The organism is Dechloromonas sp. TW-R-39-2 (genome assembly GCF_016864195.1).
In the GTDB taxonomy this organism is placed as follows: domain Bacteria; phylum Pseudomonadota; class Gammaproteobacteria; order Burkholderiales; family Rhodocyclaceae; genus Azonexus.
Genome location: NZ_CP045202.1, coordinates 3,027,345 through 3,040,479, shown reverse-complemented (window position 1 = coordinate 3,040,479; position 13,135 = coordinate 3,027,345). Strand labels below are relative to the sequence as shown.

At 54.3% G+C, this 13,135-nt stretch carries 11 protein-coding genes; all 11 read left to right on the top strand.

The window, feature by feature from the left end; genetic code table 11:
- Positions 1-11: 11 nt before the first annotated feature.
- The 11 genes from GBK02_RS16950 to GBK02_RS14650 all read left to right on the top strand — a co-directional run bounded on the left by GBK02_RS16950 (position 12) and on the right by GBK02_RS14650 (position 13,088).
- Positions 12-2,417 (top strand): methyl-accepting chemotaxis protein, encoded by a 2,406-nt coding sequence (locus GBK02_RS16950; RefSeq protein WP_371810496.1) that lies wholly within the window; start codon positions 12-14, stop codon positions 2,415-2,417.
- Between the two features lie 28 nt (positions 2,418-2,445).
- Positions 2,446-4,797: a methyl-accepting chemotaxis protein gene (locus GBK02_RS14695; protein WP_203467357.1), complete on the top strand. Its 2,352-nt coding sequence runs from the start codon at positions 2,446-2,448 to the stop codon at positions 4,795-4,797.
- On the top strand, positions 4,782-5,702 hold the full coding sequence (locus GBK02_RS14690) for a CheR family methyltransferase (protein WP_371810495.1): 921 nt from the start codon (positions 4,782-4,784) through the stop codon (positions 5,700-5,702). Before GBK02_RS14695 ends, GBK02_RS14690 begins: the two co-directional genes overlap by 16 nt.
- Before the next feature lie 14 nt (positions 5,703-5,716).
- A complete protein-coding gene (gene cheD, locus GBK02_RS14685; protein WP_203467356.1) occupies positions 5,717-6,322 on the top strand; it encodes a chemoreceptor glutamine deamidase CheD in 606 nt (201 codons plus the stop codon).
- A 52-nt stretch (positions 6,323-6,374) separates the two neighbouring features.
- The gene (locus tag GBK02_RS14680; protein WP_203467355.1) at positions 6,375-7,430 is read left to right on the top strand and encodes a chemotaxis response regulator protein-glutamate methylesterase; all 1,056 of its coding nucleotides are present in this window, start codon (positions 6,375-6,377) and stop codon (positions 7,428-7,430) included.
- A 78-nt stretch (positions 7,431-7,508) separates the two neighbouring features.
- Entirely contained in the window at positions 7,509-7,814 is a 306-nt protein-coding gene (locus GBK02_RS14675; protein ID WP_203467354.1) for an STAS domain-containing protein, read from the top strand.
- A gap of 160 nt (positions 7,815-7,974) precedes the next feature.
- Complete coding sequence (locus GBK02_RS14670; RefSeq protein ID WP_203467353.1) at positions 7,975-8,943, top strand: chemotaxis protein; 969 nt, start codon at positions 7,975-7,977, stop codon at positions 8,941-8,943.
- A 19-nt stretch (positions 8,944-8,962) separates the two neighbouring features.
- Complete coding sequence (locus tag GBK02_RS14665) at positions 8,963-9,901, top strand: chemotaxis protein (RefSeq protein ID WP_203467352.1); 939 nt, start codon at positions 8,963-8,965, stop codon at positions 9,899-9,901.
- A gap of 24 nt (positions 9,902-9,925) precedes the next feature.
- Complete coding sequence (gene cheY / locus GBK02_RS14660; protein WP_203467351.1) at positions 9,926-10,321, top strand: chemotaxis response regulator CheY; 396 nt, start codon at positions 9,926-9,928, stop codon at positions 10,319-10,321.
- A 9-nt stretch (positions 10,322-10,330) separates the two neighbouring features.
- A complete protein-coding gene (gene cheZ, locus GBK02_RS14655) occupies positions 10,331-11,164 on the top strand; it encodes a protein phosphatase CheZ (protein ID WP_203467350.1) in 834 nt (277 codons plus the stop codon).
- 13 nt (positions 11,165-11,177) lie between these two features.
- Complete coding sequence (locus tag GBK02_RS14650) at positions 11,178-13,088, top strand: chemotaxis protein CheA (RefSeq protein WP_203469426.1); 1,911 nt, start codon at positions 11,178-11,180, stop codon at positions 13,086-13,088.
- Positions 13,089-13,135: the final 47 nt, after the last annotated feature.

Genomic DNA, 13,135 nt, shown 5'->3' with positions numbered 1-13,135 from the left:
ACCAAGGAGCAATGATGTTGAGAAATATGCGAATAGGTACTCGTTTATTCTGGCAGGCGCTCAGTATGGCCTTCTGGTTTGCCGTACTGGTCGGACTGGCGCTGTTCTACATGCGTGACCTGAATCGTGCCACCGAGTCCGTTTATGTCGAAAAACTGGAGCCCGGTGCGATTGTCCTGCGTATCCAGACGCTGATGGCTGAAAACAACCAGCAGATTGTTTCTGCCTTGTTGCATGACCCGGCAGGCAAGCTTGCCGTCAAGCACGATCATCCGATTACCATGCACACGGATCAGGTGGCTAAAAACCGTGACCAGATCACTGCGCTCTGGTCGCAATTCAAAGCCCGGCAACTGAACGAGCAGGAGCAGACGCTGGCCGCTGAATATGAGTCGGCGCGGGCTGTTTTTATCAAAGAGGGCTTGCTGGAGGCGGCAAAATCCTTGCACGCAGGGGATTTTGACCAGGCGGCGGATATTTACGTCAAGACCACTCGTCCAGCGTATGCCAAGGCAAGCCAGGCGGCCGAGGCGCTGCGGGTTTACTACAGCGAGTCGGGGCGTCAGCTTTTCGTTGAGGCGCAGCAGACATACGAGTCGACTTCACGTTTGCTCATCCTTCTGGCGCTGGCGGTTACCGCTTTGATTGCTGTTTTTTCCTACGTTTTCACCCGCAGCATCACGCAGCCGCTGGCCGGTGCTCTGGGGGTGGCCGATGCCGTGGCTTCGCTGCAGCTGGATAACCAGATCGATACTTCGGGTAAGGATCAGGTTTCGGATGTCATGCTCGCGCTCGAGAAAATGCAGGTGCAACTGAAGGCGCGCATTGAAAGTGATCGTCTTGCCGCAGATGAAACCTTGCGGATCAAGGTGGCGCTGGATGTGACGTCGAATAGCGTGATGGTGGCTGATCCGGATGGCCGGATCATTTACTGCAATGCAGCAGTGCTTGAAATGATGCGCCTGGCCGAAAGCGATTTGCGCAAGGAGTTGCCCAACTTCCGGGCGGATGCAATTCTGGGATCCAACTTCGATATTTACCACAAGCAACCCAGTCATCAGCGGAACTTGCTGGCCGGGCTGAAAGGTACGTATCGCGCTGAAATTCATGTTGGCGGGCGGTATTTCAGCTTGGTTGCTTGTCCGATCATGAATGAGCGTGCCGAGCGTCTCGGTACGGTTGTCGAATGGCGCGACCGTACGGCCGAGGTGGAAATCGAGAGCGAAGTGTCGAGCATTATTGCCGATGCGGTTGCGGGCGATTTCAGCAAGCGTCTGAATGCAGAAAAGATGACCGGCTTTTTCAAGCAGATCTCGGAAGGCATCAATGATCTGCTGGCGGCAAATTCCCGCGCATTGGGTGATGTGGGCGCCATGTTGACCCGCATGTCGCACGGTGATTTGACCCAGAAAATTGATACCGACTACCGCGGCATGCTTGGAAAGCTCAAGGATGATGCCAATGCTACGGTCGACAACCTTCAGGAGATCATTTTCTCCATCAAGGATGCGTCGGAAGCCATTAATACCGCCGCTCAGGAAATCGCCTCCGGCAATCAGGATCTTTCCAGCCGGACGGAAGAGCAGGCCAGCAGTCTTGAGGAAACAGCTTCCAGCATGGAGCAACTGACCGGGACTGTCCGCCAGAACTCCGACAATTCACGCCAGGCCAACGAGTTGGCGAATAACGCCCAGCAGATCGCGGTCAAGGGCGGTGAAATGGTTGGCCAGGTCGTCCAGACCATGGGGGCGATTCATCGCTCGAGCAGCAAAATCGCCGACATTATCGGGGTAATTGACGGGATTGCCTTCCAGACCAACATCCTGGCCTTGAATGCGGCTGTCGAGGCGGCGCGTGCCGGCGAGCAGGGACGAGGTTTTGCCGTCGTGGCAACCGAGGTGCGCAATCTGGCACAGCGCAGTGCTGCAGCAGCCAAGGAAATCAAGGGGCTGATCGCCGACTCGGTTGAAAAGGTTGAAACAGGGAACCGGCTTGTCGATCAGGCTGGACGCACGATGGAAGAGGTGGTGGCCAGTATCAAGCGCGTTGCCAACATCATGGCCGATATTTCGGAGGCTAGTCGTGAGCAAAGTTCAGGCATCGATCAGGTCGGGCTGGCGGTGAGCCAGATGGATGAAATGACGCAGCAGAATGCAGCACTTGTTGAACAGGCTGCGGCTGCCGCTGAAAGTCTGGAGGAACAGGCACGTAATCTGATGAGCTCGGTGTCCGTCTTCGCTCTGACCGGACATCGCCAGGCTGCGGCCCCCGTTGTTCCTGAGGTTCGTCGTGCGCCGCCGGCGGCAATTCGCCCGGCTTTATCCCACAAGAACCCCGTACGCTTGCAGCAAACAGCCCAGAAAGCACCGGCCCATCAGGTGTCGCAGGGTGGGCCCGATGAATGGGCTGAGTTTTGATCCGAGAGAAGAGTGACGAGGAGAAAAAATGAGAACAAATCTGCCGGTAACCGATAAGGAAGTCATCCTTCGCCCTGATACCCTGATCGTTTCAAAAACCGATCTGAAGGGGCGAATTACCTATATCAACCGTGACTTTCTCGAGATCAGTGGTTTTACAGAAGCTGAGCTGATCGGTGAACCTCATAATCTTGTGCGTCACCCCGACATGCCCGTCGAAGCGTTTCATGATCTCTGGGATACGCTGAAGCAGAACCGTCCCTGGACTGGCTACGTCAAGAATCGCTGTAAAAATGGCGATTACTATTGGGTGGAGGCCAATGCCACACCTATTTGGGAAAATGGCCAGGTGACCGGTTACATGTCGGTCCGGCGCAAGGCTGAGCCTGCAGTCATTCAGCAGGTTGACGCCATTTATCGCCAGTTCCGTGAAAAGCGCCAGGGAAGCCAGCGCATCGTACGTGGCGCTGTCATCTCCGGTGGCGAAGGCGTTGGAGCTTTGCTCCGTGACATGCCCGTCTCGACCAAGCTTAATCTTGCCGGCCTCGTGATGGTCGCCGCACTGCTTGTCCTCGGTTTTGCCGGTGGGCAAATCGGTGTTGCTGCGCCAATCATTGCCGTCGTTGCCGCAGTTCTTGGTTTTGGAATCCTGAACTCGGTGGCTGGCGGGTTGGTCCAGCCGCTGCAGTTGGTGACCGATACCTTCCGCAAGATTGCCGCGGGGGAGTATTACAACAAATTCGATTTCAACCGGAATGATGACGTCGGCAAAGTGCTGCAAGCCATGCAGTCAATGCAGATCAAGCTTGGATGTGATGTTGCCGAGGCCAATCGTGTCAGCGAAGAAAATCTTCGTATCAAGATTGGTCTGGATAACGTGGCAACCAACGTGATGATTGCGGATGATGGATTGAACATCATCTACATGAACCGTGCGGTACATGAAATGTTTGCCGTGGCCGAGAGTGATATTCGCAAGGACTTGCCGCAGTTCTCGCGGTCAACGCTGATGGGCAGCAATATCGATATTTTCCACAAGAGCCCGGCCCACCAGCGCGGAATGCTGGATAAGCTGAGCGGTACTCATCGGGCGTCAATCAAGCTGGGTGGGCGGACTTTCTCGCTGGCGGTGACGCCGGTCATCAACGAGCGTAACCAGCGTCTTGGCTATGCCGTCGAGTGGGTCGACCGGACAGCCGAGGTGGCGGTTGAGGATGAGGTTGCCGATATCGTCAGCGGTGCTTCGCGCGGCGATTTCAGTCGTCGTGTTGCGGTCGACGGCAAAAATGGTTTCTTTTTGCGCCTGGCCAACGATTTGAACCGCTTGGTCGAAACCAGTCAGAACGGCTTGGAGGATGTGGTTCGCGTTCTTTCCGCCATGGCCGAAGGTGATTTGACGAAAACAATTGCGGCAGATTACGAAGGGACTTTCGGGCAGCTCAAGGACGATGCCAATCTCACGGTGAGCCGTCTGCGGGAGATCGTTGAACAGATCATGCTGGCAACGGATGCGATCAATACGGCAGCCAAGGAAATTGCCAGTGGCAATCAGGATCTTTCCAGCCGGACAGAAGAGCAGGCCAGCAGTTTGGAAGAAACCGCATCGAGCATGGAGCAGATCACCAGCACGGTGAAGCAGAATGCGGATAATTCGCGGCAGGCCAACGAACTGGCCAGCAATGCACAGCAGGTTGCGGTCAAGGGCGGTGAGGTCGTTAGCCAGGTTGTGCAAACGATGAGTGCCATCCACCAGTCCAGTCACAAAATTGCCGATATCATCGGCGTGATTGATGGCATTGCCTTCCAGACCAATATTCTTGCCTTGAATGCGGCCGTCGAGGCGGCGCGTGCCGGTGAGCAAGGGCGTGGCTTTGCCGTCGTCGCGACAGAGGTTCGTAACCTGGCTCAGCGCAGTGCGGCTGCGGCCAAAGAAATCAAGGGACTGATCTCCGATTCCGTCGAAAAGGTTCAAACCGGCAACAAGCTGGTTGATCAGGCCGGGCGCACAATGGAAGAGGTCGTCTCAAGCATCAAGCGTGTAGCCAAGATCATGGCCGATATTTCGGATGCCAGCCGCGAGCAAAGCTCCGGGATCGAGCAGGTCAGTCTTGCTGTCAGCCAGATGGATGAAGTTACGCAACAAAATGCGGCTTTGGTTGAAGAGGCGGCTGCCGCAGCAGAAAGCCTGGAAGAGCAGGCAAATAGCCTGTCCCAGGCCGTTTCTGTGTTCCGTTTGACAGAGGGCGCCAAGATGGTCCGACGCGAAGAAGCGCCCGCTCAGCGTGCGTCGCGTCCCCAACAGGCTCCAAATGAGCGTCTCGGGGGCAAGAAACCGACCGCACTGCCGGCAACGCTGGATGATGAATGGGAAGAGTTTTAGTCATGGTCGATCTGAGAAAACCATTACCTCCGCTTGCCAAGCCGGAGCTCTCATCAGCCAAGGTATTGGGCAGCAGGGAGCAGGGGCTGCGCGAGTTCAGTTTTTCCTCGACAGATTTTGAACGTGTCCGGAAACTTATTTATCAACATGCCGGTATTTCGTTGTCGCCAGTCAAACAGGACATGGTTTATTCGCGGCTTGCCCGCCGCCTTCGTGCGACAGGCAAACCGAGCTTCGCCGAGTATCTCGATGCGTTGGAGAAAAACGGGGGCGATGAATGGGAGCGCTTCGTCAATTCACTGACGACCAATTTGACCTCCTTCTTCCGTGAGCCGCATCATTTTCCGATTTTTGCCGAACATCTGCAGAAGCTCGGTACCAAGCGCCCAATCAAAGTTTGGTGTTCTGCTGCGTCGACCGGGGAAGAGCCCTACTCGATTGCCATGACGGTTGCCGAGACTTTTGGTGCCAATGCTTCGCACGTCTCGATCATTGCGTCGGATCTCGATACCAATGTACTTGCCACGGCTCAGAAAGGCATCTATCCCCTTGATCGCGTTGATAAAATTTCTCCCGAGCGGCTGCGCAAATTCTTCCTGCGCGGAACCGGCAGCCAGGAGGGAAGTGTCGCCGTTCGTCCCGAATTGAAGCGGATGATCGAGTTTCAGCGTGTCAATCTGCTGGAGCCGAACTGGCCTGTGCGAGGGCCGCTGGACATTATTTTCTGCCGGAATGTGATGATCTATTTCGATAAGCCGACCCAATACAAAATTCTGGCGCGCTTCGCTCCGATGATGCAGCCGGATGGATTGATGTTTGCAGGTCACTCGGAAAGTTTTTTGCATGCGGCTGATTTGTTCAAGTCGCTCGGAAAAACCGTCTACGCCCTGGCGAAGCCGAAGTAGATCGAGGGATAAAAGTGCAGCACGCTTATGATGAACATCTAGCAACCAACCGCTACTACGACCGGAATTTTCAGGCGGATGCTGCGAAAATTCTGCCCGGTGAATATTTTGTTTCTGCTACGGGCATTTTGCTCGTGACCGTATTGGGCTCCTGCGTTGCCGCTTGTATCCGGGATGCGGATTCTGGGGTGGGCGGGATGAATCACTTCATGCTGCCGGATGACGGCGGCCGCGATACGGTTGGTGCATCGGCTCGCTACGGGACCTATGCCATGGAGGTTCTGATCAACCATCTGCTCAAGATGGGGGCCCGGCGGAATCGTCTCGAAGCCAAGGTTTTCGGCGGGGGGGCTGTCTTGGCTAGTTTGGCCAGCAGCAATGTGGGGGCCAAGAATGCCGAGTTTGTTCTTGAATATTTGAAAACAGAAAAAATCCCTGTCGTGGCAAAGGATTTGCTGGATTCATACCCGCGTAAAGTCTACTATTTTCCGAAAACTGGCAAAGTTCTTGTCAAGAAATTGCATCGCGTCCATAACGAAACCCTGTTTAGCCGGGAGCGTGACTACAAGGACCGTCTCTCTGTTTCGAAGGTTGAGGGCGATGTCGAGTTGTTTATTTGAAATGCCAAGATTTTTTCATGACTATTGACTATATTTTGCTGGATTCATGCCGATGAAGACTCGGGTTTTGGTGGTTGATGACTCTGCACTGATGCGGGGGCTGTTAACAGAAATGATCAATTCGGCACCGGACATGCAGGTTGTCGGCGCCGCTCCCGATGCGCCGTCGGCGCGGGAGATGATCAAGGTCCTCAATCCCGACGTGCTGACGCTGGATGTCCAGATGCCCAAGATGGACGGGCTTGAATTTCTTGAGCGGTTGATGCGTTTGCGGCCAATGCCGGTGGTCATGGTTTCAGCGTATACCGAAGCCGGGTCAAATTCGACACTGAAGGCACTCGAACTTGGGGCCGTTGATTTTATTGGTAAACCACGTGCGGACGGTATGAAAAGTATGGAGGATTATGCCGAGGAACTCGTCGACAAGATTCGGGCGGCCAAAGGTGCTCGACTACGTCGCCAGAGTATTCCGCGCCCGCCTTTGACCGCTACGGCGCTGCCCGCAGCATCGCCCGCACCGCTGGCTCGTGCTGTGGCAAGTGGCAAAATCATCTTTGTCGGGGCGTCGACCGGTGGTACGGAAGCGCTCAAGGAGTTCCTCATGGGAATTCCTGCCGATTGTCCGCCCATCCTGATTGTCCAGCATATGCCAGAGGCGTTTACGGCTTCATTCGCTCGTCGCCTGGATGGCTTGTGCGCACCGCGCATACTTGAGTCGCAAGGAAACGAAAAAATTGAGGGGGGCACGGTCTACATTGCTCCGGGACATTCTCATCTGCAGATTCGCCGGTCTGCATCGGGCTACGTCACTGAGTTGCAGGCGACGCCTCCGGTCAATCGACACAGGCCATCTGTCGATGTCTTGTTCGATTCCGCTGCCAGCCTGGTTGGGCGGCAGGCGGTCGGCGTGATTTTGACGGGAATGGGCAAGGACGGTGCTCAAGGGCTGTTGCGCATGCGCCAGGCCGGGGCCAGGACCTTTGGGCAGGATGAAGCCAGTTGTGTGGTTTATGGCATGCCGCGTGAGGCATTCGTGGTTGGTGCGGTTGAGGAGCAATGCAGCCTTGATGACATGGCTAAACGTGTGCTGCAGGCCGTTTCGCGCTAATCTGATTGTCGTGTTTGCCGTCTATGGCTAAAGTATTAAACTGAGTGTCGTTAAATTTCTATCCAGACAGGAAGTCACATGCAAGCAAACGTTAGCAAGGAAGGCAGCAAGGCCATCCTGAAATTGACTGGTCGATTCGATTTCAATACTCACCGTGAATTTCGCGGAGCCTACGAACCTTTGGTAGCAGATGCTGCAGTTCGTTCTGTGACGGTTGATTTTTCAGGCGTGGACTATCTGGATAGTTCTGCTCTGGGCATGTTGCTTATGCTGCGCGACAAGCTGGGTGGTGCAAATAAAGAGGTTGCCTTGATCGGCGTACGTGGGAATGTAAAACAGGTTCTCGATATTGCTAATTTTGGTAAATTGTTCCATATTTCCTAAAGTATCGCTTTGTTGGGCCGATGAGGTAGGATGCGTCGATACGATCTCCCTGTGGAGAGTGTCGCCAAATGGTCCTTGCTGGCAGTGGGGTGACTGGGTTGTTGCCTCGGTACAATAGCCGGACCAAGAAGTAGAACGCACGACGTGCGAGGGGATAGAAATGTCAGAGTTGCTTAAGAATATTGACGCTAGAACAAAGCTTGCGGGGACAAACAAGCTTGAAATTCTCCTTTTTTTCCTCGGTGTCGATCAACGAACCGGGCGTCGGGAAACTTACGGAATCAATGTATTCAAAGTCCGGGAGGTGATGCGTACGCCGCTGATCACCGCAGCTCCGGAAATGCCGTCTTCCGTTGAGGGGATGGTTAGTTTGCGCGGTGTACTGGTCCCGGTCATCGACCTTGCCAAGTACTCGGGGATTTCCGCCGATACGCCGCGTGAAATCATGATCGTGACTGAATATAACGGCCACACGCAGGGCTTCCTTGTCGAAGGGGTTGATACCATTCTTCGTCTCGACTGGAGCAAGATGCGTGTGCCTCCCGAGATGCTGATGGCGCAAACGGGTGGTTTGGTAACAGCCGTGACCGAGCTTGATGACAATCGTCTGGTCATGATGATGGATGTGGAAAAGGTGCTTTCGGAGACGACGAGCATCGATAATGAAATCATGTTCAGAGGCGTTGTTCCACTTGATCGGCCTGATTGCACGGTTTTTTACTGCGATGACTCCAGTGTGGCGCGCAAGCAGATTGAGCGAACGCTGTCGGCCATGGGGGTCAAGGGCATCAGTGCCGTCAACGGCCGCCAGATGTGGGAGGAGATGGACAAGGTGGCAAAGTACGCCTTGTCTGTTGGCAAGCCCGTCTCATCAATCATAAATCTGGTTCTGACCGATATCGAAATGCCTGAAATGGATGGCTATATCCTGACCAAGAAAATCAAGTCGGATCCTCGTTTCAACGGCGTTGCCGTAGTGATGCATTCGTCTCTCTCCGGGATGTCAAACCAGAAATTGGGCTTGTCGGTCGGTGTTGATGAATATGTTCCAAAATTCGAGCCTCAGCGTTTGTCGGAAACGTTGGCGCGTCGCCTGACTGGCCTTACCTCGCCGGTCAAGGCAGGCTGAGCGATAGCGGGAGTTGACCATGAATCTCGTTGAAAATAAAAATCTGCTCGACAGCGTCGATGCGCGCACTCGTCTTGCTGGCTCCAACAAAATGGAGATACTGCTTTTTTCTCTCGGAACGCGAGAGATATTTGGTATTAACGTTTTCAAGGTGCGCGAAGTCGGTCGCACCCCCAGGATTACCAAAACACCGAATATGCCGCGAGGTGTGGAGGGCCTGATTTCCCTTCGCGGCAACGTGATCCCGGTTCTTTCTCTTGCACCGTTCATGCAACTGGATGGCGTGCCACCCGGTCTTGGCAAGACAATGATGGTTGCCGAGTATTCGAAGCGAACTTTAGGATTTCTGGTGCACGAAGTTGACCGGATCATTCGGGTCGACTGGGAGCGCGTCAAGGCGCCGGAAAGCGTGCTGACGGCCAATCAGGGCTTGATTACTGCGGTCATCGAGCTGGATGGAAGCAATCTGGTTTCTATTCTCGACGTCGAACAGATTCTGGCAAATGCTTTTGGCGAAGCAATGATTGTCGATATCACGCCAGCCCGTGTTGATCCGGATACCAGCGTCTTTTTCGTTGATGATTCTGTTGTTGCCCGTCGGAAAATTTCCGAAGTGCTCGATAAACTCGGGGTTCGGCACAAGCATGCAACCAATGGCCTTGAGGCTTGGACTCGCTTGCAGGGGATTGCAGCGCATGCGAATCAGATCGGAGGCAATATCCGTGATGAAATTCGCTTGATCCTGGTGGATGCAGAAATGCCAGAGATGGACGGTTACGTCCTGACCAAAAATATCAAATCCGATCCCCGTTTTGAGGGGGTGCCGGTCGTCATGCATTCTTCCTTGTCATCCGAAGCCAATCGGGCGATGGGAAAATCGGTGGGCGTGGATGCATATGTCGCAAAATTTGATGCTGAGGCGCTTGCTGATACGTTGCGTCCGCTGATTGAACGATAACAAACGATAATTCTGGAGTACTGCATGGCAGCTGATCCGAAAATGAGATTTCTGGTGGTGGATGATTTTTCCACCATGCGTCGAATTGTACGAAACCTGTTGAAAGAATTGGGTTTCACCAATGTTGATGAAGCAGAAGATGGTGCGATCGCCCTGCAAAAATTGCAGGCTGGCGGGTTCGAGTTTGTGGTTACAGACTGGAATATGCCGAATATGGACGGCTTGACCTTGCTTCAGACAATTCGTGCGACACCTAATCTCAAGCACTTGCCTGTTTTGATGATTACGGCAGAGGCGAAGAAGGAAAATATCATTGCAGCGGCTCAGGCCGGTGCGAGCGGCTACATCGTGAAGCCTTTCACGGCAGGAACTCTCTCGGAAAAATTGAACAAGATTTTCGAGAAAATGGGCCAAGCCTAAGAGGAAATCATGACTGCCACCAACGACTCCAATGATCTGGAAGCTCTTTTTGATTCGATTGCAGCTGATTTCGCACCGGCAGCCAAGCCGGCGCCGGTAGCAACGTCTCCGGCTGTAAATGACAGTGATGATCTGCAGGCATTGTTTGATAGTGTGGCTGCCGAAGCTGAGCTGGCTGCTCCAGAGGCTGCTCCTACGGTCGACGCGGCTGTCAATTCAGGAGAGGGCTGGACGCAACAGGAAGCGGTTTTTAATCGCATCGGGCATATGGCGCGAGCATTGCATGACACGCTCGGAATGCTGGGTTACGACAAGCTGATCGAAAAAACCGTATCGGCTCTGCCTGATGCAAAGGACAGATTGGCTTACGTGGCCAATTTGACAGAGCAGGCAGCCTGCCGTGTGCTGAATGCAACCGATATTGCTTGTCCGATTGTTGATGATATCGACAACTCCGCACAGGCACTCGGCGTGCGCTGGGACAAGGCTTTTGCCAATCAACTGGGAACCGACGAGTTCCGCCAATTGTCGGTGGAAACCCGTGCTTTTCTGAATGAGCAGTTGCCGCAGAAAGCCAAGGCGACGCATGCGCAGCTAACTGAAATCATGATGGCCCAGGATTTTCAGGATCTGACCGGGCAGGTTATCAAGAAGATTGTTGCACTTGCTCAAGAGCTTGAGTCGGGTCTGATGGGGGTGTTGATTGAGGTTTTGCCTGACACCAAGCGTACCGATGAAGTGAATAATCTGATGAACGGTCCGGTAATCAATGCCGATGGCCGTACTGATGTCGTGGTCAACCAGGAACAGGTTGACGATTTGCTGGATAGCCTCGGTTTCTGAGGGGAGGTCGAAGATGAGCGACTTTACGGGAATGGAAGATCTTCTGCAGGATTTCCTGCAGGAGGCTTATGACTTGTTGTCAGATGTGGATAACAAGCTGGTTGATCTTGAGAAAATGCCTGATGACCGGGGTCTGCTCAATGATATTTTTCGAGGGTTTCATACCGTCAAGGGGGGCGCAGGGTTTCTGAATGCGGCTGAACTCGTGACGCTGTGCCACCTGACGGAGAACCTCTTCGATCGCCTGCGCAACGGTGAGCTTGAACTGACGGCCGAATTGATGGACGTCATCATGGCCGCTACCAAGGGTGTTCGCGACATGTTTGGTGAGTTGGGGCAGATGGTCCAGCCGCAGCCAGCCGATGCGTCTGTGATCGCGGCCCTGCAAGGTGCGCTGACGGGTGATGGGCCTGTGTCTCCTGCTGCTGCAGCACCTGCCGTGGCTGCTCCGCCCCCTGTTCAGCAAGCCGTTTCCGGCGAACCGGACTGGGATGTTTTGCATGCAGCAGTGACCGGGCAGGCTCCTTCGTCCTCTTCTACTGAGGTTATTACCAAAGCAGAAGGTGAGGCAAAGGCTGCTGCCGATCAATTGATTGTTACACCGGTTGTGGATACAGCTGTAGCTGCAACTGCGCCGTCTGCTTTCGGGCGGAGAACAACAGACAAGCCGGGCGGGCAGCCTACTTCTGCACGTCGAACAGAGGAGCGCGGTCGGGAAAATACGATCCGTGTCGATACGTCACGCCTTGATCAGGTGCTGAATCTTTCGGGTGAAATTGGGCTGACCAAGAATCGATTGACCAGCCTGCGCGCAGATATTCTTGCCGGGAAAAATGACTCGGAAACTCTGCATGCGCTGGATCAGGCTGTAAGCCAGCTGGATCTGCTGGTTTCGGATCTGCAGAACTCGGTCATGAAAACCCGGATGCAGCCGATTGGTCGCCTGTTCCAGAAATATCCGCGTATTGCCCGTGATTTGGCCCGGCAATTGGGTAAGGATGTCGAGCTCGTGCTGGCTGGTGAGGAGACCGAGGTCGACAAGACAATGATCGAGGATCTTGCCGATCCTTTGATCCACTTGATCCGCAATGCAGTGGATCACGGTGTTGAAATGCCTGCTGAGCGCCAGGCTGCGGGCAAGCCCGTCAAGAGCCTGGTACGCTTGGAGGCGCGCCAAGAGGGCGATCACATCGTTCTGATCATTGCCGATGACGGCAAGGGGATGAGTGCCGAGCGTATTCGTGCCAAGGCGGTCGAGAAGGGTTTGATCTCCGAGGAAGATGCCAACACGCTGGACGAGCGCCAGAGTTTGAATCTGATTTTCCTGCCAGGTTTCTCGACCAAGTCGCAGATCTCGGATGTCTCCGGGCGAGGCGTCGGGATGGATGTGGTTAAAACCAATATCCAGAAGCTCAACGGATCTATTGAAATCCGTTCAGAGCCAGGCAAGGGCTCCGTATTCATTATTTCCCTGCCGCTGACCCTGGCAATTCTGCCTGTGCTGTTGGTTTTGCTTGGCGATCAGCCATTTGCCCTTCCGCTATCCCTGGTTCGTGAAATTTTGCCGATCGAGCAAAATCGTATTCAAGAGGTTGGCGGGAAAGAGACTTTGGTCGTCCGCGGCGAAGTTCTTCCGGTGATCTCTCTGGCTCGTCTGCTGCGTTGGCCGCTTGAGCAGCCGCCTGAGTATGGAGTTTTCATGCAGACGGCGGAGCGTAGCTTCATCCTGGGGGTTGATAGCTTTGCTGGTCGTGACGATGCTGTGATCAAGTCGCTTGAGGATTTCCGTCCGAAGGGTGTGGCTGGGGTGACGACGCTTTCAAATGGGCAGATTGTGCTGATTCTTGACATGAAAGAATTGCTGTCTGATCTGGGACAGGGAAGCGATCTTGTTTCCGGGGCGAAAATGCTCGGCTTCGCCTGATTTTCGTTTGCAGTCAACGGGTTGAGAGGGGGCTTGCCCCCTCTTTT

Excerpts from the sequence above, each read along its gene's own strand:
- GBK02_RS14670 (WP_203467353.1), top strand. The coding sequence starts at position 7,975 with ATGTCAGAGTTGCTTAAGAATATTGACGCTAGAACAAAGCTTGCGGGG.
- GBK02_RS14675 (WP_203467354.1), top strand. The coding sequence starts at position 7,509 with ATGCAAGCAAACGTTAGCAAGGAAGGCAGCAAGGCCATCCTGAAATTG.
- GBK02_RS16950 (WP_371810496.1), top strand. The coding sequence starts at position 12 with ATGATGTTGAGAAATATGCGAATAGGTACTCGTTTATTCTGGCAGGCG.
- GBK02_RS14690 (WP_371810495.1), top strand. The coding sequence starts at position 4,782 with ATGGGAAGAGTTTTAGTCATGGTCGATCTGAGAAAACCATTACCTCCG.
- cheY (WP_203467351.1), top strand. The coding sequence starts at position 9,926 with ATGGCAGCTGATCCGAAAATGAGATTTCTGGTGGTGGATGATTTTTCC.
- cheZ (WP_203467350.1), top strand. The coding sequence starts at position 10,331 with ATGACTGCCACCAACGACTCCAATGATCTGGAAGCTCTTTTTGATTCG.
- GBK02_RS14650 (WP_203469426.1), top strand. The coding sequence starts at position 11,178 with ATGAGCGACTTTACGGGAATGGAAGATCTTCTGCAGGATTTCCTGCAG.
- GBK02_RS14665 (WP_203467352.1), top strand. The coding sequence starts at position 8,963 with ATGAATCTCGTTGAAAATAAAAATCTGCTCGACAGCGTCGATGCGCGC.
- GBK02_RS14680 (WP_203467355.1), top strand. The coding sequence starts at position 6,375 with ATGAAGACTCGGGTTTTGGTGGTTGATGACTCTGCACTGATGCGGGGG.
- GBK02_RS14695 (WP_203467357.1), top strand. The coding sequence starts at position 2,446 with ATGAGAACAAATCTGCCGGTAACCGATAAGGAAGTCATCCTTCGCCCT.